This is a genomic window from Citrobacter sp. Cu096 (genome assembly GCF_030332285.1).
Classification (GTDB): domain Bacteria; phylum Pseudomonadota; class Gammaproteobacteria; order Enterobacterales; family Enterobacteriaceae; genus Citrobacter; species Citrobacter meridianamericanus.
Map to the genome: position 1 here is coordinate 1,379,413 of NZ_JAOWID010000030.1, position 22,882 is coordinate 1,402,294.

At 51.7% G+C, this 22,882-nt stretch carries 19 protein-coding genes, 2 tRNA genes and 2 pseudogenes; 8 read left to right on the plus strand and 15 right to left on the minus strand.

The features are described from left to right. Positions 1–19: 19 nt before the first annotated feature. The 3 genes from OGX99_RS20985 to OGX99_RS20995 all read left to right on the plus strand — a co-directional run bounded on the left by OGX99_RS20985 (position 20) and on the right by OGX99_RS20995 (position 859). Complete coding sequence (locus OGX99_RS20985; RefSeq protein ID WP_151219065.1) at positions 20–502, plus strand: glutathione peroxidase; 483 nt, start codon at positions 20–22, stop codon at positions 500–502. A 199-nt stretch (positions 503–701) separates the two neighbouring features. After that, positions 702–778, plus strand: a tRNA-Val gene (locus tag OGX99_RS20990). Positions 779–782: 4 nt separating this feature from the next. Further along, positions 783–859: transfer RNA gene (locus OGX99_RS20995), tRNA-Val, on the plus strand. A gap of 322 nt (positions 860–1,181) precedes the next feature. Here OGX99_RS20995 and OGX99_RS21000 read toward each other — a convergent pair. The 3 genes and pseudogenes from OGX99_RS21000 to puuE all read right to left on the minus strand — a co-directional run. Beyond that, positions 1,182–1,730: pseudogene (locus OGX99_RS21000) on the minus strand (FecCD family ABC transporter permease); the annotation flags it as partial. Further along, positions 1,717–2,528, minus strand: a pseudogene (locus OGX99_RS21005) (ABC transporter substrate-binding protein). The pseudogenes OGX99_RS21005 and OGX99_RS21000, both read right to left, overlap by 14 nt. A 177-nt stretch (positions 2,529–2,705) precedes the next feature. Beyond that, a complete protein-coding gene (gene puuE / locus OGX99_RS21010; RefSeq protein WP_252838342.1) occupies positions 2,706–3,968 on the minus strand; it encodes a 4-aminobutyrate transaminase in 1,263 nt (420 codons plus the stop codon). 104 nt (positions 3,969–4,072) lie between these two features. Between puuE and pdxR the strand changes: the two genes are divergently transcribed. Beyond that, positions 4,073–5,545: a MocR-like pyridoxine biosynthesis transcription factor PdxR gene (gene pdxR, locus OGX99_RS21015; RefSeq protein WP_187252515.1), complete on the plus strand. Its 1,473-nt coding sequence runs from the start codon at positions 4,073–4,075 to the stop codon at positions 5,543–5,545. 43 nt (positions 5,546–5,588) lie between these two features. Here pdxR and OGX99_RS21020 read toward each other — a convergent pair whose 3' ends face one another. From OGX99_RS21020 to OGX99_RS21030, 3 genes are all read right to left on the minus strand, one after another. After that, complete coding sequence (locus OGX99_RS21020; RefSeq protein WP_252838340.1) at positions 5,589–6,797, minus strand: cytochrome c; 1,209 nt, start codon at positions 6,795–6,797, stop codon at positions 5,589–5,591. Positions 6,798–6,800: 3 nt separating this feature from the next. Then, positions 6,801–8,693: an NAD(P)-binding protein gene (locus OGX99_RS21025; protein ID WP_252838339.1), complete on the minus strand. Its 1,893-nt coding sequence runs from the start codon at positions 8,691–8,693 to the stop codon at positions 6,801–6,803. Positions 8,694–8,851: 158 nt separating this feature from the next. Beyond that, positions 8,852–10,279 (minus strand): gamma-aminobutyraldehyde dehydrogenase, encoded by a 1,428-nt coding sequence (locus tag OGX99_RS21030; RefSeq protein ID WP_252838338.1) that lies wholly within the window; start codon positions 10,277–10,279, stop codon positions 8,852–8,854. Between the two features lie 314 nt (positions 10,280–10,593). Here OGX99_RS21030 and OGX99_RS21035 point away from each other — a divergent pair, with 314 nt between their 5' ends. Both OGX99_RS21035 and OGX99_RS21040 read left to right on the plus strand, forming a co-directional pair. Next, the gene (locus OGX99_RS21035) at positions 10,594–11,319 is read left to right on the plus strand and encodes a FadR/GntR family transcriptional regulator (protein WP_151219060.1); all 726 of its coding nucleotides are present in this window, start codon (positions 10,594–10,596) and stop codon (positions 11,317–11,319) included. A gap of 24 nt (positions 11,320–11,343) precedes the next feature. Continuing rightward, positions 11,344–12,042, plus strand: a complete 699-nt coding sequence (locus tag OGX99_RS21040) for a cache domain-containing protein (RefSeq protein ID WP_151219059.1) — start codon at positions 11,344–11,346, stop codon at positions 12,040–12,042. A 20-nt stretch (positions 12,043–12,062) separates the two neighbouring features. On the opposite strand, the gene OGX99_RS21045 is transcribed toward OGX99_RS21040, so the two are convergent. The 6 genes from OGX99_RS21045 to OGX99_RS21070 all read right to left on the minus strand — a co-directional run bounded on the left by OGX99_RS21045 (position 12,063) and on the right by OGX99_RS21070 (position 19,373). Beyond that, positions 12,063–13,544, minus strand: coding sequence for an APC family permease (locus OGX99_RS21045; protein WP_252838337.1), 1,482 nt, complete (start codon positions 13,542–13,544; stop codon positions 12,063–12,065). Between the two features lie 267 nt (positions 13,545–13,811). Beyond that, positions 13,812–14,723, minus strand: coding sequence for a dihydrodipicolinate synthase family protein (locus OGX99_RS21050; protein ID WP_151219057.1), 912 nt, complete (start codon positions 14,721–14,723; stop codon positions 13,812–13,814). Next, the gene (gene ilvD, locus OGX99_RS21055; RefSeq protein WP_252838336.1) at positions 14,723–16,435 is read right to left on the minus strand and encodes a dihydroxy-acid dehydratase; all 1,713 of its coding nucleotides are present in this window, start codon (positions 16,433–16,435) and stop codon (positions 14,723–14,725) included. Before ilvD ends, OGX99_RS21050 begins: the two co-directional genes overlap by 1 nt. Further along, on the minus strand, positions 16,432–17,799 hold the full coding sequence (locus tag OGX99_RS21060; RefSeq protein ID WP_151225395.1) for an MFS transporter: 1,368 nt from the start codon (positions 17,797–17,799) through the stop codon (positions 16,432–16,434). The genes ilvD and OGX99_RS21060 overlap by 4 nt, the downstream gene beginning before the upstream one ends. Before the next feature lie 34 nt (positions 17,800–17,833). After that, positions 17,834–18,481, minus strand: coding sequence for a 2-dehydro-3-deoxy-6-phosphogalactonate aldolase (locus OGX99_RS21065; RefSeq protein WP_187252521.1), 648 nt, complete (start codon positions 18,479–18,481; stop codon positions 17,834–17,836). After that, positions 18,468–19,373, minus strand: coding sequence for a 2-dehydro-3-deoxygalactonokinase (locus OGX99_RS21070; protein ID WP_210905021.1), 906 nt, complete (start codon positions 19,371–19,373; stop codon positions 18,468–18,470). Before OGX99_RS21070 ends, OGX99_RS21065 begins: the two co-directional genes overlap by 14 nt. 193 nt (positions 19,374–19,566) lie before the next feature. On the opposite strand from OGX99_RS21070, the gene OGX99_RS21075 reads away from it, so the two are divergent. After that, positions 19,567–20,298, plus strand: coding sequence for a FadR/GntR family transcriptional regulator (locus tag OGX99_RS21075; protein ID WP_151219052.1), 732 nt, complete (start codon positions 19,567–19,569; stop codon positions 20,296–20,298). A gap of 93 nt (positions 20,299–20,391) precedes the next feature. Then, the gene (locus OGX99_RS21080) at positions 20,392–20,532 is read left to right on the plus strand and encodes a hypothetical protein (RefSeq protein WP_151219111.1); all 141 of its coding nucleotides are present in this window, start codon (positions 20,392–20,394) and stop codon (positions 20,530–20,532) included. Between the two features lie 59 nt (positions 20,533–20,591). Here the strand turns inward: OGX99_RS21080 and ydhT are convergent, their stop codons facing one another. The 3 genes from ydhT to OGX99_RS21095 are packed head-to-tail and all read right to left on the minus strand — an operon-like array spanning position 20,592 to position 22,858. Then, complete coding sequence (gene ydhT, locus OGX99_RS21085; protein ID WP_151219051.1) at positions 20,592–21,404, minus strand: protein YdhT; 813 nt, start codon at positions 21,402–21,404, stop codon at positions 20,592–20,594. A 3-nt stretch (positions 21,405–21,407) separates the two neighbouring features. Then, positions 21,408–22,193, minus strand: a complete 786-nt coding sequence (phsC, locus tag OGX99_RS21090) for a thiosulfate reductase cytochrome B subunit (protein ID WP_151219050.1) — start codon at positions 22,191–22,193, stop codon at positions 21,408–21,410. Continuing rightward, positions 22,190–22,858 (minus strand): 4Fe-4S dicluster domain-containing protein, encoded by a 669-nt coding sequence (locus OGX99_RS21095; RefSeq protein WP_151219049.1) that lies wholly within the window; start codon positions 22,856–22,858, stop codon positions 22,190–22,192. Before OGX99_RS21095 ends, phsC begins: the two co-directional genes overlap by 4 nt. Between the last annotated feature and the right edge of the window lie 24 nt (positions 22,859–22,882).

Genomic DNA, 22,882 nt, shown 5'->3' on the forward strand with positions numbered 1-22,882 from the left:
CATATTTGAGGATTCCGGTATGACCACCTTTCATCAACTCACTGCCACCAGTCTCAATGGCCAACCCATCTCGATGGCCGATTACGCTGGCAAACTGGTGCTGGTGGTGAATACCGCCAGCCATTGTGGCTTCACGCCACAATATGCAGGCCTCGAAGCACTCTACAAGAAGTACGCCGCGCAGGGTCTGGTGGTGCTGGGTTTCCCCTGCAACCAGTTTGGTAAGCAGGAACCTGGTGGAGCCGATGAAATCGCTCAAACCTGTCACATCAACTACGGTGTGAGCTTCCCAATGTTTGAGAAAGTGGACGTCAACGGCGCTGCTACACATCCGGTGTTTCGTTTCCTTAAAGACGAATTACCCGGCATGCTGGGTGGGCGGATCAAGTGGAACTTCACTAAGTTCCTGATCGGGCGTGACGGCAAGCCGCTTAAACGTTTTGCCCCCTTCACGACCCCAGAGAAAATAGAAGCCACGATCCTTGCAGCGCTAAAAGACTGAGTGCTCATGTCATTCAAACCGTTCACATTATGCCCCTGCTTGCTGCCTGAATAAAAAACACGCTGCAAAATCAACAAAATATAGTCAACTTGCTTAATTACTCTGCAATCGCGTGAGATCAGGAAGAAAAATGCTATTTCCCTCTTGCCTCATTCGGTCTGTGCCGCTAATATTCGTCCCCGTTGTCACCTACAACGTTGCGTTCATAGCTCAGTTGGTTAGAGCACCACCTTGACATGGTGGGGGTCGTTGGTTCGAGTCCAATTGAACGCACCATCTTGCGTCCGTAGCTCAGTTGGTTAGAGCACCACCTTGACATGGTGGGGGTCGGTGGTTCGAGTCCACTCGGACGCACCAAATTATCTCAATGATTTGGTGCTGCTTCCCATAGTTATTCCTCAATAAACCTTCTGTTTTTATCCTTCAGTTCAATTAATTGTCCGCATAATGCTGTTAATAAACGATGCACTAAAACCTACTAAACGCCGTGTTCAGCGCGTATCATTCATCTTCTAAGCAAAACCTTTTGCGTTTGAGATCGAATACTATGCCCTCTTCCATGGTAGCAATGCTGTGCCACAATCCCTTTTCCCCCCTCCTTCTCAATGCTGTCGCCCAAAGCAGGCCGCGTGCCGGTTAGCGTATCGAGCAGCGTACTCTTCCCCAGACCATTACGCCCCAGCCAGAACACGATATTGGGTAATGTCTCTTCAGTATCAGCCTGATACTGAATCAGGCTCACCAGCGCGGCAAAAAAGCCGCTCAAGATAATACCCGACAGGATCAGCACCAGCGTATCCTCCAGCCCCTGCAACGCAGCAATGGCATACACCAGGATCAGCGCCGTCAGACCGAAGAAAAACGTTGAGCCCATCATCAACCACGGCGACAGGCCGAGCAGAATAGCCAACGTTCCGCCAAAAGCAGCCCCCGATGTCACACCGATAATATGCGGGTCGACCAGCGGATTATGAAATACCCCTTGCAGCGTCGCGCCGCATAAACCCAGCGCGCCACCTGCCAGCAACGCCATCACAATACGCGGCAGCCTGACCGTCCAGATAACCTGACCGGCAATCCCTTCAGCGCCGCTAAAGTGCGTCAGATGATAAAATACCTCACGTAACGACAGCGGATACTGCCCAAGACACAGCGAACTGGTGCCCAGCAACAGGACCACCGCGATTAAGAGCGGTTGCTGGGGTGGAATGCGCTTACTTAGCGGCATCTGAATGCCAATTCACGCGATAAAAGCGCTGATAGTAGTCTTGCGCCTGCGCATCGACATCCACGTCTTTATAGGCATCCGGATACAGTTTTTTGGCCATCCACAGCTCACCTATCGCCAGCGCTTCCGGCATCGGATAGCCCCAGGCTTTGGCGTATTCAGGCATCAGCCAGACGCGATGATTTTTCACCGCATCAATCCCCTGCCAATTGGGATCGTTTTGGATCTCAGCCACCACCTACGGGTAGCGATCCTGGACAAAAATCACCTGCGGATTCCAGGCTAATACTTGCTCCAGCGCAACCTGACGTGCGCCTTTCACACTGGCAGCCGCCACGTTCAATCCTCCCGCATGCTGCATCATCAGTCCCGTATACTTCCCGGAGCCGTATGTCATCAGGTCGGGGTTAGCCATATAAATACGGACTTTTTGCGCATCCGGGATGTTTGAGACTGGTGCGTTGAATTTTGTCCGCGCCGCAAAAACGTAATCAATTAAGGTTTCGGCCTGCGGTTTACGCCCTACGACGTCCGCAATCAGGCGAATACCCTGTTTTAGCGCGCAAACTCAGGTCCAAGCTGCTTTTTCCAGCTCGACATCACGCCAACAATGTCCTGCTGCGCATTGAGCTGGACCAGAATATTCAGCGTCTGGTGTTGCAGCACGACCACTTTATCGACGCGATCAGGAATGGTCACCTGACGACCAAGCTGGTCGGTGATCGTCCGGTCGGCCTGGGCAGCAAACGCGAACAACATGCTGGCACATACCAGCGCAAAAGAACGGAGACTTAACATGGGATACCATCTGAAGAGAGGAGTAAAAATCGCTATGTATTAAATTACATAACGAATAAACTGGCAACCCATTCCCGAAAATTACTGCAATGCACACGAAGTGGATCAATTTATGCGAACGAAGGAAAACCGACGGCAAGAGCTACTGTCGGCTTTCATTAATAGTGTGCGGCGCTACTATTTGGTGGCCACTTTGATGATATCAAGCGCTCTGGCGAACTGATCATGCGGGATCGTTAGTGGATAAAGGAAACGAATAACGTTGCCATACTGCCCACAGGTTAGCAGCAGCAATCCTTGCTCAAGGGCTTTCTTCTGCACGCGTTGTGCCACGGCCGCACTGGGTTCCCCCGTCGCAGCATCACAGAATTCAGCGGCAATCATCGAGCCTAAGCCACGCACTTCAGCCAGTTCAGGACACTCTGCTTGCGCATCTGTCAGAGTGGCACGCAGTTGTTCTCCGAGAGCCGCCGCACGCTGGCACAGCTTTTCATCACGAATGATATCCAGCACCGCATGGGCCGCTGCAATCGACAGCGGGTTCCCGGCGTAAGTACCGCCTAAACCACCCGGCGCAGGCGCATCCATAATGTCTGCTTTACCCACTACCCCTGACAGTGGCATCCCGCCAGCCAGGCTCTTCGCCATGGTCATCAGGTCCGCTTTATCGGCGTAATGATCCATTGCAAACAGCTCGCCGGTACGGGCAAATCCGCTTTGCACCTCATCAGCGATCATCACGATGCCATGCTCGTCGCAAATACGGCGGATGGCAGCCACAAACTCCGCCGGTGCCACTACGAAGCCCCCTTCGCCCTGGACAGGTTCAAAAATAATCGCCGCCACCTGGGTTGGATCGATATCAGCTTTGAACAGGCGCTCAATCGCTTTGATGGAATCCGCTGTGGAAATCCCCTGCAACGCAGAAGGATACGGCGCATGGTATACAGAGCCCGGGAATGGGCCGAAACCTTTTTTATACGGCGCCACTTTGCCTGTTAACGCCATCGTCATGTAAGTACGCCCATGAAAACCCCCACCAAACGCGATAACACCTGGACGGCCGGTATACGCGCGGGCAATTTTTACTGCGTTTTCCACCGCTTCAGCTCCGGTGGTGAAGAAGGTGGTTTTACGCTTGCCGTCGATAGGTGCGACGGCGTTGATTTTCTCAGCCAAGGACACATAGCTTTCGTATGGGACGATTTGATAAGCCGTATGAGTAAAAGCCTGAAGCTGTGCTTCAACAGCTTGCACCAGACGAGGATGACGGTGTCCGGTGTTCAGCACGGCAATCCCGGCAGCAAAATCAATGTACTGATTGCCCTCGATATCCGTAATGGTGCTGTTTTCTGCCGACTGGGCATAAAAATCACACATCACGCCCACCCCACGCGGGGTGGCATCCAGACGACGTTGTTGCAGGTTTTTATTGTTCATTCTCACACCTTGTCATAAACATATTTGGGTTGAATTACGCTTTAAATTTAGACGCCGTCTGGTACTTTAATCGAGAGCCAAATCGTTTTATTTTAAGGATCCAAATGCGTTCACTTGCCGGAGATGTGATCAAGCAGGCATTTAGCCAACAGACGGATGAAAAACTGCATCGTCGCCTGTATGCCGCCATCTGCAGTTGCATCCTCGAAGGTAGCCTGAAACCGGCTACCCGAATGCCGCCGTCGCGCGACCTGGCAGGCGAATTGACGCTATCGCGCAATACCGTCCTGCGGGTTTACGAGCAATTGCAAGCCGAAGGGTATATCTCCGCGCGCACCAGCAGCGGAACATTTGTCACCGACAGCGTGCTGGACAATCTGGACCTGCATCCCAACAAAGCGCCTGGTGCTGCTCCGGAAGAGAGCCCCCGGTTATCTGACCGCTGCCTTGAGCTGTTAGGTCATGCCAGCGCCAGTCCCCGTCAGTGGGGTGCTTTCATTCCAGGCGTACCTGATGTAGCGCATTTCCCTCACCGGGTGCTCAAAAAAATTCAGGATCGGCTGGCGAGACGGTTGCGCCCGGAGCTTCTTACTTACGATGCCGCCGGCGGTGTGAATGAGCTGAAAGAAGCCCTGGCAGACTATCTGCGCACCGCCCGCGGCGTGCGGTGTTCACCGGAGCAGATTCTGATTACTGAAGGTATTCACCAGGCGCTGGATCTGGTGACTCGTACTTTATGCAACCCGGGTGATAACGCCTGGATTGAGGAGCCTGGCTACTGGGGAATCAAGAATATTCTGCGCATCAATGCGGTTAATTTTTCGGCGATTCCAGTGGATGAGCAAGGTATGGTCCCACCGGAATCAGGCGAACCCGCGCCAAAGCTTATTTTTGTGACACCGTCACATCAATATCCGCTCGGATCGGTTATGAGTCTCAGTCGCCGTCGACAACTGCTCTTTCGCGCCCGTGAAACACAAAGCTGGATAATAGAAGATGACTACGACAGCGAGTTTCGTTTTTCCGGCCAGCCTATTCCATCATTGCAGGGACTGGAGGAAGAGACGCCAGTGATCTACATCGGAACATTCAGTAAGACACTCTATCCCGCGCTACGGCTCGGGTATGTGGTGTTACCCAAACAGTTAGCCACGCCGCTAAAGAAGGTCCATAACGACCTCTATCGTGGCGGGCATTTGCTGATTCAGGCCGCGCTGGCGGAGTTTATCCGCGAGGGTTACTACGCCGCGCACATTCGAAAAATGCGCCAGCTGTACAGCCGTCGGCGTCAAATGCTGGTTGAGCTTATCAACCGCCAGCTTGGTGAGCATTATCTAGGCTCTTTCAGCAGCAACGCCGGGCTGCACATGATTTTACAATTACCCGCCGGGAGCGATGATGTTTTGATTGCCCAACAGGCAAATGCGCAAGGGCTACTGGTGCGCCCGCTGTCACGCTACTATGTGGATGAAGACAAACGTAGCGGCTTGCTGCTGGGATTTGCCAGCATTGAAGAACATGAAATGGCGGCGGCGTTTACCCGACTGGTAGGTATTATCAGAGTAAACGCCGTCTAAGTGCCTTATCCGCCCGACAAATTACAATCATCGGGCATGCTGTTTAATGTGATGCTTTTTTCACACCAGCCAGATCCTGCTGGCTTACTTCACTATTCCCTTCTCCCCAACTTTTGCGCACGTAATTAATCACGTCGCGCATTTCGTTGTCACTTAACACGCCCCCGTAGGCTGGCATCTTAAAGGAGACACTGCCACGCGTAGTCGGTGTTTCTGCACCATGGGCAATCACTCTGAACAGCGGCGTTGGGTCATCAACCATCACCAACGGGTTATTGATCAACGAAGGCGCATTATCATCCGTACCTTTCCCTTCGAGGCCATGACAGGTGGAGCAGTAACGGTTATAGATTACTTTGCCCGCCTCGGACGAGTTCGACCACGACGCCGTGGTTGCCGCCGCGCGCACCGTTTCGGGCTTCGTGCTTTTCAGGCTCAGCAGATATTGCGCGATCGCCGTGGCATCTTCGTCGGTCAGATACTGTGTACTTTGCGTAACAACTTCAGCCATCGAACCAGAAACCGCGGCATGTTTGCTTTTACCGGTCAGTAACAGCGATTTTAACGCCTGCTCAGACATTCCGCTGCCCCGCAGCGATGGCGCATACCAGCCGTCGATCATCGCGCCGCTCAGATACTCGGCATCAGCATTGGTATAGGCTTTTTCGTTCATCGCCATGCCTCTTGGGGTATGGCACGAGCCGCAGTGTCCCGGACCTTCCACCAGATAAGCGCCCCGTTTCACCAAGGCAGCATTGCCCTCTGATTTCGCGCTCTCTACAGCCGTCGCGGGCGCATCGGTAAACAGCCAGTTCCAGATATGCAGCGGCCAGCGGGCGGAGAGCAGCCACGGGATGGCATTCTCTTTATTGGGTTGTGCCGACGGCGTAACGTCATGCATAAAATAACGATACAGCGCCTGTACATCCTCATCAGACAACTTCGCATAAGAGGGATAAGGCATAGCCGGATAGAGCGGATGACCGTCTTTGGCAATTCCCTGACGTACGGCCTTTTCAAAATCCGCGTATGAATAATTACCAATACCCTGCGTCTTGTCTGGAGTAATATTGGTCGAAAAAATATCGCCCACCGGCGTGGGAAACTTTTTACCCCCCGCCATCGCAACACCACCCTCTGCGGTATGACAAGCCACGCAGTCAGAAATTCGCGCGATATATTCACCACTAGATTCAGCAGCACTTACCGAGGCGGTAAATAAACAGGCGGCAAGAATGGTTACGTTACGCATAAATCACCCCATATCCTTGAGTTCGTTAACCGCACGCCATGCCTGATCGATGGCTGTGTGCGCATAAGCACTCCAGTCAGAATCAGAGTTGGCGATAGCAATGCGGCCCACTGGTTGACGCGCACGCTCGATAATTTCTGGCATTTTATCCATATCATCAAACAACGAGTTGGCGTAATACGCATAACCATGCGCCCAGCGGTTAACAGTGATGGCGGAGATGTCGCGTTGATTATCAAAGCCTGTCGAACCAAACATTTCCTGCAACTGGGCGCGAATCATCTCCTCATGCGCCGCAAATGTGGTCCCCAGCAAATAGGCTCGTCCCAGACGGAACTGCTCTCTGGCGGACAAGTTACTGCCCGGATAGGTAGGCACATAAACCATGTGAATAACCATCGGATCGTCCGGTGAGGCCGGATGTTGATACCCTCCGATGCTAACCGGATAGTCGAGCTTAACCCGGCTGTAAGGTGCCGCCGGAGAATAAAATTCATGTACGCCGAGCTGTTTGAACGCCTGCCAGTTCTTGACTACCACGTTGGTGTACACCAACGGCGCCTTCACGTTTAGTTTGAGATCCGCCTGCTGCTGTTCAGGCATCTCAGGCACCAGATAAGGGATCATCATGTTATAACCCGCCATGATGGTATTTTTGCCGCGCACACGGTGCATTTTGCCGTCACGCAGATAGGTCACCACCACGCCATCCTGTACATTAGCCGCATTAATCACCGTGCTGTTCAGGCGCAGGCGCGTGGCGTTTTCCGACAGATCCAGCTTTTCGTAATGCAGTCTTGTGAGGACAGAATCTTCCATCGTGTTACCCGGAAGCGCATCCGGCAGCATATACCTGACGAGCAGTCGGGCCAGGCCAGCGTTACCGTCCGGGAAATGGTAAACATACGGTTCTTCGAGATCGGCCAGCGATTCTCCGTCCAACGGCGGTAGTCCCAGCGCTTCCATGCCGGGTAATGCGCATGCCCTGGCATCGCTGCAGGAGATACCCTCAATGCCGATGGCAAAGAAGTCGTTGGAACGCTGCTGGAAATAGAGCAGCGCCATTTTGCTCAAACCGACTTTTGTGGCCAAAAATTCACTGTAGCTGTGGGTATCCAGCCATGCCATTTTCTCATCGACCGTCATACCGGGAAGATAGTCGCCTGGATGCACGTGCAGGTCGATCAGCGCTTTTCTGTCGTTCTCACTGAGTGGGAAATCATTGATAAAGTCTTCAATTTTCCGGCCATTTAGTCTGTCCGGCGGAATATCATCTGATACCGCGCGCCCCGGATCGCCGCTGACGATTTTTGTCTCGCCAAAATTCTTTTTGTCGAAAAAAACCCCGCGACTGAGCTGCCAGTCGGGGTAGAAGTTTACGTCAAAACTCTCTTTTAACCGCGTGACGCTGACGCCTATGGTTTCCATCAGTTTTTGTACTTCAGGGCTGAAATTATGCGCGGGCGACTGGAATGCTTCGCTGCCGCCATAACCGAGTAATTTTTTGCCCGAGTGAGTGAATTCATTACGTTTGGCGTGCCCGCCAAAATCGTCATGGTTATCGAGGATCAGTACCCGGCTATTTTGCCCGGCAAGTTGTCGCCAGAAACACCCGGCAGCCAGCCCGCTAATCCCGCCCCCCACAATCACCAGATCGTACTCTTCCTCAACGGGCAGAGCGTTTAAATCAAAATGCTTCTGCTCGCGGCCTAGCGCATGCGCCATTTCAAATGATCCTGGATGATTACCCCGCAACCCGGTCAGTGCCGGCGGATAATAACTCCCATCGATAAATGCATTGCTCTTTCCTGCCGCCCTGACCCACTCCAGCGGAGTAAGCCCCGCAGCAATAGTCACCGCGACGCCGTTCAGAAAATCACGTCTGGTAATTGCCATTTACTTTTTTCCTTATTGCTACACACTGCCCTAAATACGACCAAATAAGAGATATATCCCTTCATCTTAATAAAGCGATACAGCCGACGACCTCACTGGCTTTAACTCTTCATCCCGTTTTTTAGAATCATAATAATTGATGAACTTCCTGCTAACCGCTATTCAGCGATATCGCACATGATATGTTTCACTCGGGTATACTCATCAAGTGAATAAGATGAAAGATCTTTCCCGTAACCCGATTTTTTGAACCCCCCGTGCGGCATTTCGGCGCACAGCGGAATGTGATTGTTAATCCATACCGTGCCAAAATCGAGGGCAATGCTGAAACGCTGGGCACGACCATGGTTGCTGGTCCAGACGCTGGCAGCAAGACCATACTCCACATCATTAGCCTTGAGTAACGCATCTTCATCAGTTGAAAACGACTGAATAGCCATCACCGGCCCAAATAATTCATGTTGTATTGCTTCATCATGTTGATGCAACCCGGAGACGATCGTCGGCTCAAAATAGAAACCCGGCCCCGGCCCGGCTCGCCCACCGGTTTCAACTATTGCATGTGCAGGTAAACGCTCAATAAAGCCTTTCACCTGCTCGAGCTGGTTTCTGCTGTTCAATGCGCCGTACAGCGCATCCTGATCCTCTGGTGGACCAAATTTAATACTCTTCGTTTTCTGGATCAGCTTTTCCAGAAATTCAGCGTAGATGGACTGTTCGACCAGGATACGCGTAGCCGCCGTGCAGTCCTGTCCGGCATTGAAAAAACCTGCCGTGGTAATCGTCGCAATCGCTTTGTCGATATCCGCATCAGCAAACACCACTGCGGGCGCTTTTCCGCCCAATTCCAGATGTGCTTTAGTCAGATTCGCCGCTGCAGAGGCAGCAACCTTCAGACCCGCGCGAACCGAACCGGTAATCGAAACCAGCGAGGCCTTCCGGTTTGAGACCACCAGCGAACCAGTATTGGCTTTGCCCAGCACGACGTTAAATGCTCCTCTTGGGAACAACGGCGCAGCCAATTCAGCCAACAGCAGCGTGCTGGCTGGCGTTGTATCGCTTGGCTTTAACACGACCGTGTTGCCTGCCGCCAGCGCTGGCGCAATCTTCCATACTGCCATCATGAACGGGTAGTTCCACGGTGTCACTTGTCCAACAATACCCAGCGGTTCACGACGGATAGTCGAGGTAAACCCGGCGGAATATTCTCCTGCTGCCTTCCCTTCAAGACAGCGCGCCGCGCCGGCAAAAAAGCGGATGGCATCACAGGATGCCGCGATCTCTTCCTTCTCAATAAAATGACGGAGCTGACCGGTTTCCTGGCTCTGCGCGTTTACCAGTCGCTCAACGTTTCGCTCTATCTCATCTGCAAGGCACAAAAGTGCCTTCTGCCGCTGTGCTGGCGTCGATTTTCTCCAGATGCTAAACGCCGCCTCCGCCGCCGAGTAGGCCTGCTCCACCTCTGCCGCACTAGCGTTAGGAGATAATGCGTACGTTTCGCCATCGACCGGACTTACCAGTTCGAAGGTATCTTGGCTGCTGCCTGCTACATATTGCCCATTGATGAAATGCTTCAGGGTTTTCATGCCTTTCTCCTGCCGGTTAATACATAAAGAATCTTATGTAATTTATATATTGTAAAAAATTTTCAAATACGCAACATTGACACTATGATAGGGCTCGCATTTTTAACTTAGATTTCACATTTACAGGAAAAGGCTTTTCATCGTGAGCTGACGCGTTATGTCCAACTCATCATGAGGTTATCGGGACACACATCCGCTTGTGCTGTGAAGTTGCGTACAGGCATGTAAAGTAACTCGGCCATTCTTACCTTCCTTGCCCGGCGGGCATGTGTTAGAAATGGTCGTTGTTTCAGGGAATTGAGTGCAGAAAAGTTATGATTACTCACGCGGTCATATTTGCGCCTATCGGGCAGGTCAGTCGTTCGGACCAGATAGTGCAACGCCTTTCAAACGCTATTATCACCGGGTTGCTGGAGCCAAAGGAACAACTTCCCAACGAAACTGATTTGGCAAAGATGATGGGCGTCTCACATATTACCATCAGAGAAGCGCTCAATACGCTTCGGGCTAATAATCTAATCTATACGGTTCGTGGTCGTAATGGCGGGAGCTTCGTTTGCGAAAAGATTGATAGCAAAAACAACGCTCTGCATCCGTTCAAAGCGATAAGCACAGATTATCTTTCTGATCTGGGTGAAATGCATTGTGCCATCATTAGCCATAGCGCAAGGCTGGCTTCCAGACGAATGACCAGCGCGGACATCGCCAAATTTCGCGAGTTTGTTGAGGTGCTCAGAAAGGCAAATTCACCTGAACTAATGACCCAGGCAGATATGCGTTGCCTGCTGGCGATAGCCGCCAGTTCGCATTCCGCGCGGCTGGCCAACCAGGAACTACAGGTGCAGGCAGAATGGGCATCGTTAGTGGCGATACTCTATCGCATAGACAGCGTTCATGCGGAGATTATCGCGCTTTATTCAGCGCTGGCGGATGCGTTAGCGGCTCACAACGAGGCGGAATCGGTGCAGCTTGCCACGAGGATCATCGACACGTTTACCTATTACCTTATTGAAAAAAAGTTGAAATATAACGCGAACTGACAATCAGTGAAGGCAGAACAGACAATGAGCTCTTCGACATCTTTAAGCGCATTAATTCGTAAGATTGATGATATTACCGCCTCTACCGTAGAGTCTACCGTTGCGCTGGCGAGGAGCATCCATGAGGCTATTTCTGGGGTGCAAAAGGCCTCCGCAGAAGTAGTTCTCGATCCGTCGGTGAGATCGACCGTTCAGCAGCACATCAAACGCACCCTCAGTGACAACCATTACTGCTCAGGGGCCGGGTTCGCCAGCCATATTGAGAGCACCGCAACCGCAAAAGAGTATTGGCTGCTGGAATGGTGGTATAAGAAAGATAATGGCTTGAGCCAGGCCCATCTCGATTTAGATCAGGCCACGCAGCAACGACTGGATTTCAGAACCTTCGAGTGGTTTAAGCACTCACCTCCGGAGGGAAAAGCGTATATCCACGGCCCCTACGTCGACTATATCTGCAATATCTCTTACACCCTGACCTCGGCTGTGCCGGTCTATTACAACGAGCAGTTTCTTGGCGTCGCCGCCGTCGATCTGCTGGTCAGTCAGATTGAAGCCGAACTGCTTTCCTGTCCCCACCCTGACTATGTCATTCTGACCAATCTGGAAAACCGGATTATCTTCTCCAGTTGGCCGCGTTTTCGCGTGGGGGAATTGCTGTCCCCCACGCACAGCACCGTGGTTTACCAGAGCGACTACTTTATCCTTTATCACTATCAAAACTAAGGGCCCGAGGGCCCTTAGTTTTAGTTATCCTGCCCCACATTGAGTTTGTTAGCGTAAGCAATGGCGTCGTTTTCCGGTGCCGCAGATCGTCCGAACGGTCGTGTCAGGAACATATAGATTAGACCAGAGCCAACAACAATCGCCAGGCCGAACAGTACCGTCCAACGATCGATGAAGTCGCTGCTGTCTGCCGGTTGTGCCAGCAACCAAATCCCGCACAATCCATAGGCCAGCGCCAGCACATTCACAATCACGCCCCAACCGCCAATAGTCCACTCTCCAGCCGGTTTCCAGCCTTTGAGACGCTGGCGTAGCGCGGCAAGCACTACCATCTGGAACGAGATGTAAATCCCGATAACGGCAAATGCGGTAATACGCGACAGGTTGTCTGGCTGGAAATAAACCCAAACACAGATGATGACGGGCAGCAGACAGCTAACGACCATGGCATTATCCGGAACACCATTTTTAGATATTTTTGACATCCATTCACTGCCCGGCAGCATTTTGTCGCGGGAGAAGGAAAAGATAAGACGGCTTAACGCAGCCTGCAGAGACAGAATGCACGACAGCATCGCCACAATCGCAACAATGATAAAGATAGTTGCACCGGTTTCACCAAGTGCTTCATTCAGGATGGCCGGTATCGGGTCGGACGTTTTGCCATTGACGATACTTATCAGATTTGGCGAAGCCAGCAGGTAACCCATAACGGAAATAATCGCGGAAATCGCGCCAAATACGATGCTTAGAATCATCGCAACAGGGATCTTTTTACTTGGATTTTGTACCTCTTCCGCAACATTACCACAGGCCTCAAAGCCAAAGAACATGAACAGCCCCATCAGCGCGGCAGACATAAATGCAGTTGAATAGCTGCCATCATGAGCCAGCACCCCCATCGAATCGAAGATGACCGAGAACGGCTGCGAACGGTGGAAAATCAACAGATAAATCCCCAGCGCAATCACGCTGACAATTTCACACCAGAAGCCAATTTTTGCGACCCGGGCCAGATTTTTAGTCCCGGACATATTAACAGCCATCATCAAAAGCAGCAGTAAAACGGACGTCAGCAGCATCGTGGCTGGCGTCTGACCATAGTGAAAGAGCGACTCTACAAACGTTGATGTATATTCCGCGATTGACGTAATGGTGACCACCAGCGCCCACAGGTAAATCCAGGCGGCGATCCACGCATATTTCTTGCCCCATAACCTCCTGGCCCAAGGATAAAGCCCGCCGGTTATGGGATACTGGGAAGCGACCTCACCAAACACCAATGCCACTAAAAGTTGTCCACATGCAACGATTAAAATCCACCATACTGCCGGCGGCCCCGCCAGCGTTACGGCCAGCGCAAACAGCGAATAGACAGCGGTAAGCGGCGACAGATAGGTAAAACCCAACGCAAAGTTTGAAATAAGACCTATCGAGCGATTGAATTGTTCTTTGCCATCTTTCTGAAAATTATCGTTTTTCTTATCAGGTGTCTGTTCCATATAGCTTTCTCTTTTGTGGAATAGTCGCAGGGTTGAACAATTAATGTATAAAAGATATTAAGTTATATGTATAGTGATTTTGTCACGTAATTGTTAAAAATGATCGCACATCACATTCCCGAAAAAACTGGAATAAACCATTAAAATTAACAACAAATTAACAAAAAAGTGATGTATTCATGCTGACAAAAGAGAAAGGAGCCATACGTTACTGAGGAATCGCGCATCTGTTCGGCGTGGCTGTTCAGATGCGCGGCTGTTGAATTGTTAGCCAGTGCAGACCGACAAACTAAATTGTGAAATAAAACGATCGATAGTAGTGATATCCTCCTGCGTCAATGACCAGCCAGGTTTGCGACAGTAATCAGCCGTAATGATCCCCCTGCGCTGTAAGATTGTTTTTTCTACCTGAATGATATATTCGCAGTGCTGCATCCAGCGTTGTATATACGGTAACAGCGTCTCATGTAACTGCGTCGCTTGCTGATGTTCACCCACCAACCAGTGACGATAGATTTGCACATAAATTTCGCTAAACGAGCAGCCAGGCATCACCCCTTTTCCTCCCGACTCCAGCATTTGCAGCATATACAAACCGGCATAACCGTTTAGCACATGCGCGTCTGGCGCCTGCTGCAGAAATTCACACGTATAGTTCACCGGCGGATTACATTCAATCTTGAACACCGCATGTGGGTAACGTTTTGCCACCTCAGCCAATTGCGCAGGTGTAACCGGGAACCCCGTTTCTCCTGGCGCGTACTGCACCATCACCGGAATAGTGACCGCTTCCAGTACCGCGGCAATATGCGCCTGCACTGCGGCAAGCGATGGCTGTAGGAAAAAAGGCGGCAACAACATTAGCGCGTCAGCGCCCATACTCTGGTAGCGCCGCGCACGGCGAACGGCCACTTCTGTGCTATGGTCGGTGATCGACAGTGCGCGAAATATGCCTTTATCCGCTAACTCAGCAACAAAGACTTCCGCCAGTTGCTGACGTTCATTATCGTCAAGTTTCGGAAATTCACTGGCAATGCCAAACAGTGTGAGCCCATTAACACCGATGCCAGAAAGATGCGCCAACAAACGACGAAAGCTCGTAAAATCCACGTCACCCTGCGGTGTAAACGGCAGAGCAACAATGGGATTAACCCCTCGGATGCGCGCAACCGTAATCATTACAAATCACCCCTATCCGCCAATACAGCCCCCTGCGCAGCCGGTAGCGCCCAGCGACGATACAAACGTAAGAACCCACGTGGAACGTCTTTATGGACCAGTTGGCAGTGTTGCTGACGTTCGGTCAAGACCCTCTCTTCCACATTCAACATTAATGTCCGCTGAGGAATATTAATGCTGATCGAATCCCCGCTTTCGACCAGCGCCAGAACACCACCATCGCTGGCTTCTGGCGAAATATGCCCAACAAACAGCCCACGATTCGAGCCGGAAAAACGTCCATCAGTAATCAGCGCACAGGAGTCTGACAGCTTCATTCCTTCGAGGAATTTCATTGGCTTATACATCTCTGGCATACCCGGTCCGCCTTTTGGTCCTTCGTAGCGCAGCACCAGTACGCTTCCCGGCTGAATATCACCGGAGAGAATCGATTCCACGGCCTCATCTTCGCTGTTAAATACCACAGCAGGTCCGGTAAAGACCATCAAATGGTCCGGCACTGCAGCTGGCTTCACGACACACCCCATTGGTGACAGATTGCCATGTAACACAGCAACCCCCGACTCATTGCGTACCGGGATAGCCAGTGTATGGATAACTTCCGGGCGGCGGGAATTGGGAACACCCCGTAGCCATTCACCTTTTGTTTGCCCGTTGACCGTCAGGCAACTGAGATCCAGTAAATTGGCGATCTCTTTTTCCACTGCCGCGACACCGCCCGCTTCCCAGAAATCGATCATGTCATACTCCGACGCCGGATAGAGCGAGGCGACCAGCGGTACCTGGTGACTGAGAGCATCAAATTCAGCCAAGGGCAGATGTCCCAACTCGGCTTCATAATAAATAGCCTGTAGATGCAAAATAGCGTTAGTGGAACCTCCCGTTGCCAGCAGATAAGTCATCGCATTGCGGATCGATTCGCGCGTAATAATTTGTCGGGCGTTCACGCCACGCTTAACCAGATCAACAGCCGTTCCCCCAGTCGCATAAGCACAATCTCGTCGTTCATGTGAAATCGCAGGCAGCATACTGCTCCCTGGCAGGCTCATGCCTAATACTTCCGCAATACAACACATCGTGTTGGCTGTACCGTACATCGTGCAGGAACCGTGGCCCGGCTCAGCAATATCTTCAATATGGCGGAATTCAGCGTCATCAATTTCGCCACGACGTTTCCAGCCAATAGCCTCGGTGACGATATTGCCGTCCCAGTGTTTACCTTTGTATTCTGCGGGATACATTGGCCCGCCATTTACTAAAATAGCCGGGATATCGAGACGTGCTGCCGCCATCAGCATAGCGGGCACGATTTTATCGCACGACCCCAACAGCACCATGCCGTCGAAGCGGTGAGCGCGCATCATCACTTCGATCGAACTGGCGATAATTTCGCGGGCCGCCAGAATATAGCGCATACCCAGATGCCCTTCAGCAATCCCATCGCATGGAGCGATAGTGCCAAACACCATCCCCACGCCACCAGCCTCATCGATGCCTTTCAGCACATGCGCAGTCAGTTCATTCAGATTGGCATGTCCCGCTGTCGCATTGGTATAGCTGTTGACGACGGCAATCACCGGGCGATGCAACTGTTCGTCTGTATGGCCCATTGATTTATACAAGGCGCGTTTTAAAGCGCCATCATCACCGCTGAGGATCGGGTTGAAGTGCTCGCCACCACAACCTGCGCATCCGCTGCCACAACTGCTCATATATGACCTCTTTTCGTTAATACACTGTTTTCTGCTGGTGTTTTTTTGCGGTCGCGGGGATTAACCAAGCGTCCGGGAATGAGGAAAATCAGCGGCGCGCAGAGTACAAGGAAGCCCGCCAGAATATACAGTCCGCTACTGGTGCTGCCGGTGGTGTCTTTCAGCCAGCCGAGAACGGTTGGACCAAAGAATCCGGCTAGATTACCAATCGAATTGACTAATGCGATACCAGCAGCCGCTGCCGTACCAGAAAGTAACGTCCCCGGAAGGCTGATATAGGTTGGGATTAGGGATAACGTGCCGGACATGGCGACACAAATCCATGCCATCATCCAGAACGTGGAGCCTTCATTCAGGGCGCTAAATGTCAGACCAATCGCACCGATAATCGCCGGAATAGCTATGTGCCAGCGACGCTCCTGCTTCAGATCAGAGTGACGGCTGTTCCACAACATGCAGGCCGCACCGAAAATATAGGGTACCGCCGCCAGTAGGCCGATAGCAAAATCGTCCTGTACGCCGGAGCTTTTAATAATCGATGGCAGCCAGAAGTTAATACCGTAATAGCCAATGTTAAAACTGAAGAAAATCAGCGCCAGCAACCAGACGAAGCGGTTACGGAACATCGCAGACAGGCTGTGCTGCGGCATTCCGGCGTTGGCTGCAACTTTATCAAGCTGATCTTTATGCAGATCTTGCTCAATCAGCGCTTTCTCATCATCCGATAACCATTTGGCCGATTTCACGTCATTATCGAGATAACGCAGCACGACGAAGGCCAGTAGGAATGACGGGATTGCTTCCACCAGGAACAACCATTGCCAGTTGTGCAGTTGACCAACACCTTCGAACATTTTCAGGATTAGCCCTGACAACGGGCTGCCGATAATGGTCGACAGCGGCGTCACTAGAATAAACAGCCCCAGCGTGCGCGCTGAACGCCAGGAAGGGAACCACAGCGTTAAATAATAAACAATCCCCGGAAAGAAACCGGCCTCTGCGATACCAAGTAAAAAACGTACAATGTAAAACTGGGTTGGTGTGGTAACAAACATCGTCAATGCTGATAAAACTGCCCAGCTTGCCATGATGCGTGCAATCCAGAAACGGGGACCAAAACGCTGCATTAGCAGGTTACTCGGCACTTCAAAAAGAAAGTAACCGATAAAGAAGATACCAGCACCGATCCCATAAACCGTATCGCTGAGATTCAACGCATCCTGCATATGGAGTTTGGCAAAACCCACGTTCACCCGATCGAGATAGGCGAAGAAATAACACAGGATTAAAAACGGGATCAGCCGTCGGGTCACTTTACGATAAACCGCATTTTTATTTTCAGTATCAAGGGTACGCGTATTCATCTTTCAGCCTCTTGAGTTGTTATTGTCGCGATGCTCAGGTATTAACCTGTTGCCATGCCTGGGCATAGGCCTGCGCGTTGGATCGAACCTGTTCATAATCTGCGCCCGCACGATACAAACCGCCGCCGCAACCAAAACCTTTTGCTCCCGCCTTACACCAGTTTTGTAACTGTTGCGCTTTAGCGGAAATACCGCCAACCGGCATACACACGACGTGAGGGGGTAAAACCACGCACATGGCACGGAGTATCTCCGGTGAGATCATTTCCGCCGGATAAAACTTCAATCCGCTGGCACCAGCATCCAGCGCCATAAACGCTTCGCTTGGTGTGGTAACGCCGGGCAAACTGATGACGCCATGATCTCTGCTACGGCTGATCACTGCGGTGTTCATATTGGGTGAGATGATGACCTGACCGCCCGCATCGACAACACTATCGACCTGTTCTGTCGTCAATACCGTACCCGCTCCGACGATAGCACGCTCACCCACCCGTTCACGGAGTAGCGTGATAGAATCGAGCGCTCGCGGTGAATTCAGCGGGACTTCGAGCCAGGTGAAGCCGGCCTCGAGTAATACGTCGCCAATTTCCGGCGCGTCCTCTGGTGTCAGACCGCGTAAAATCGCGATCATAGGAAGCGGCGTTTTTTGCCATAAGCTGGCAAAGTTAAAGCTGTCCATTTTGTTTCTCTGCTAGTTGTTGTTGAAGAGACTGCATACCGGCAATAAAACAGCGATCACCATCGATGCAGCGTGTCTGAATACCAAACGCATTGGCAGCCAATTGATAACGTCGTGTTAACGCCGTACTGCCCACCAGCCAAACGAGTCCGGTGTTGTCAGTGCAAAACTCCATTCCAATCAATAGACCGGAGAGATAATCACTCACAGATTCAGGCGGTATTTCCCCCGAAAGCCGTAGCGTCCGGGCAGAAAACAGAAGTTGGCTTAATGCAGCGTTGCGCCGGGATGCCGCAACACCGCGCAAGAATGCACTGTCATCAACCACCGCATCTGGAAGCGCACGTCCCAGCAAGGAGTGGGTAATTAGCACGTGGAATAGTTCGCCTGTCATATAAGTCGAAAAATCAACGATTTCTCGCTTCTTCATTCGAGCGTGTTTGCTATGTGTACCCGGCAGAATCGCCCGGAAGTCGACGATACCTTCCAATAAGGACAGCCCGAATAGTTGTACTTCTTCACCACGCATCACATCCGGTATGTCACCGTTAGGTGCTTTACGTATGCCTGGTACAATCCATGCTTCGCTGCCCCAGGAGGTGGTGAATTTTTTGCTGTGCGTAAGCAGGCTATCGGTGCTCGCGGGTAATGGACAGTAATCAACCTCATACCAACCCTGCTGCGAACCTACCATTCCTGCCATTGCAATCATCGGTGAACCTGATTCCACCCACTCGCCCAGTAGCATTTTTAACGTCGAATCGAACCGCCCCGGCTCGACGTGAAGAAGTCCGCAGCTGGCGCTGCGCTTATCCAGCACATCGTTTCCTGCCATCAACCACGCGCGAAAATTCGAGGTTCCCCAGTCGATCGCGATCCATTCCCCACTCATCTTGTAACCTCAATAAACATATCTTGTATGACAAGAATGTAATTGAGTTAATGTTACCGATCTGTGATCGCGATCGTGAAGTGAAATAAAACATTTCATGTCGTAAGCTGATCTCACAAGAAGAACTATCTTGTATACCTAACATTCTGTTTTTCGAGTACAATGCCTCATTCTCATTTCTTCAAGGCCGAATATGACTACCTCGCTAACAAACATCTCTGAAACGATCACCCGCGATCTGGCGATGAAAATCATTCGCGGAACCTTGGACGATGGAGAGATGCTCCCCGGCGAAAATGAACTTGCCGTGCAATATTGCGCGTCGCGTACCTCTGTGCGTAATGCGTTGCATGTCCTGTCGGCGAAAGGTTTACTATCAATTCAGGCGAAACGACGCAGCACGGTTAACCCGCGTGAACTCTGGAGTTTTCTGGATACGGATGTACTGAGCTGGATGGAAGAAGTTGGTATTTCGCCCGATGTTGCAGAGCAACTGATGGTAACGCGTCTGATGTTTGAACCTAACGCCGCTGCGCTGGCCGCCGCTAACGCTACAGCTCGCGATTTAGCTGCCATTGAAGATGCCTGGACGCTTATGTCGCGCGGGCAAAGGCAGGATCAGGTTGCCCTCTTCGAGGAAGGTGATTTAGCCTTTCACACGGCATTACTCAAGTCCTGCCATAACCCCTTTTTAATGTCCATTGGCAACGCCCTTTCAGCCGCCATGATGCTGTCGTTTAAACAGACGCAGGAGTCATCGGTTAAGGAGACCGAGCATGCCGTTGAGCAACACCGACTCCTTCTGGAAGCAATACGATTACGCCAGGCCGTTACGGCGCGGGAATGCATGCGCGATATTATTCTTAGTGCGGCCAACCGCCATTTGTGGAAAACAGTGCCGGATAAATACGCGCACCTGGTTTAAGTCGGAGGTTAAGTAGCAAAAATCGCTGCTGTTAAACAACATTTTTGCAATATAATAACGAGATGTTAAACGATGAACCTGAGCAGGTGAATGATGGAAATTGATCTCGATAATCTGGTCTTTGATGGGCTGGAAGAAGCGCAGGCCCGCAACGCCGAACGTCTGGAAGATGCAGACCAAAAAGCACAAGAAATTGTTGCTGATAACGACTGCGGCGATGCCTGCAAAATCTGATTTCCACACCGGCGCAATGCCGGTTTTTACTTCCTGCAGATTCCTTCCCGGTAAGAGATTCAACATTCAATAAATTGATGTTCTTCGTTGAGCCGATATTTCACCCCCGCCCGAATGTTGTTTTCCCCCTCAACAGCAAGCGCAAAGCGCATTCTCTCGCCATCGTGATAGGCCAGCGCCGCGCAGCCGCCGGGGCCGAGAATGATCGAGTCGACGGTGCCGGTACTGGCAACAACGGCGTTTTCTCCGCTGGCAATAATGTGGATGTTGTCCGCACAGTTGGCAATGTTAGATTCTGCGCCGAAGCAGGCCAACTGGGTTAAATCACCGCTGCAGGCAATCCGGTTCCGGTCGCCGAGCGAGCTGATGCGTACTCGCATGCCGGTACAGGCGATACGCGTTGCGTCGCCCACGCTACTGATCCGCGCCGAATTACCCGCTACCGCAATTCGCCCGCGATCGCCTGAGCTGCCAATATGCGCGTTATAGCCGACGCTGCCAATACGTGCGCTGTAACCTGCGCTGGCGATTTGTACGGCATACCCGGCGCTGGCGATTTTAACGTTATCGTCTGCGCTACTACATCGGGCGTTATCTTCCGCACTCGCCAGCGGACGATTGATTTCCCCCGCCGTTTGCGCACGGGCAATATTCCCCATAGCATAAATATCCTGCTGGACAAAACTCGCCTCTTCCCGCCATTTTGACCAGCCGTATTCCACCAGGCTATTTGCCCAGTCTGTATACCCTTCCCGCTGGAGCGCACGATGAACATCGGCGTAACTTCCACCTAACGGAAATGCACGTAGAAACCAGCGATACATTACGGGCCCAACGCGCCAGGCCCGTAAATCACTTCGCGTAATCATCATCGCTTAATGCCGGTGATAGCCATCCACCATACACTTGAAGGTTTCGCCCGGCGTACGACCTGTTGTGCAAAGATAAAGATGCCCAAAAATGAAAAAAAGACTGACAATTGCCAGCGCAAAGTGCGCCTGAAGTAACCAGTAACGCACGCCAGGGAACACATCGCCGACGACCGTAGGATAGAGCGACAGCAACCCAGAGATAAGCAGCAGTGGCAGCAAACCATACATCACGCCAACATAGGCCGCTTGCTGTAGCGGATTGAATTTAGAACGCTTTGATGCCGGGAATGGATGTGGCTCACCCTGCATAATGCCAAACAGATAAAAACGTGCTTGTCTCTGCGCGCGAGCGATCCAGCCCTGACGTTGAATAATATAGTGATGCCCGTTGCCGCCAATCATGTTGATCAGAACAAAACCCATCCAACAAGCGAGCAGCAAAAAGCCGCAAACCTCATGTACGGTAAGCAGGCTTTTCATCACCGACGCGCTGGCAGCAGAGAAGTGATTGATCAGGCCACTGACCAGAAGTAGCAGGAATAATAGCGCATTCGACCAGTGCCACAAACGAACGGCCTTTGAGTATAAATAGACCGTCTCACCGTGCCCTGCCGGTGCTTTATGCGCAGCCCGAAAGCGCAGCATGGCGTGTAGCGCCAGCACCATCCACATCCCCACCAGCATCAATCCGGCAATGACCAACCACACGGGCCAGTAGTCCGGTGAAAACAGGGGAACATACTGCGCAAGCTGGGCATGAAACTGTTCGGCATTCTGCGACGCGTTCATACATTATCCTTTTTAATCAAATGTTGACCGAACCGACGATACAGATGGGGTTTTCCGGCGCCTGCAAGTTGATATTCGTAATATTTGTTCTCTCGCAACCAGGTCTGAATTTCCGGGCTATCTTCACGACCAAAAATCAGCGCATGTTCCGGGCAAGCATTAACACAGATCGGCGGGAAACCTTTCGCCAGACGAGATTCAGCGCAAAAGTCGCATTTATCCGCTACTTTGGTCTGCGGGTTTAGATAGCGCACCTGATAAGGACACGCGCCAATACAGTAGCTGCAGCCGATACAGGAAGACGCGTCAACCCGCACAATGCCGTTCTCATCTCGCCAGGAAGCACCGGTTGGACACACCTCAATACAGGGCGCATCATCACAATGCTGGCAGGACTGACGGAAATAGTGATACAGCGTTTCGTTGTCGTTATCCGAGACCGGAATATGCGCTATCGACAATCGACTGCCCTGGGCTGGTACATGGTTGGTTTTCCTGCATGCTCGGGCGCAGAGATTACATCCGTTACACAGTGATTCGTCGTGAATCATGACGTAACGCACGGCTTTAGGGCTCTTCGTACTCGCTAACAAATTTTGACCCGGGCCGGTGAAAAAAATTACCGTCCCCATGCCAATGACAAATTTTCGTCGGGTGAAGGACATCGGGTTATCCTCTAATACTGTGAC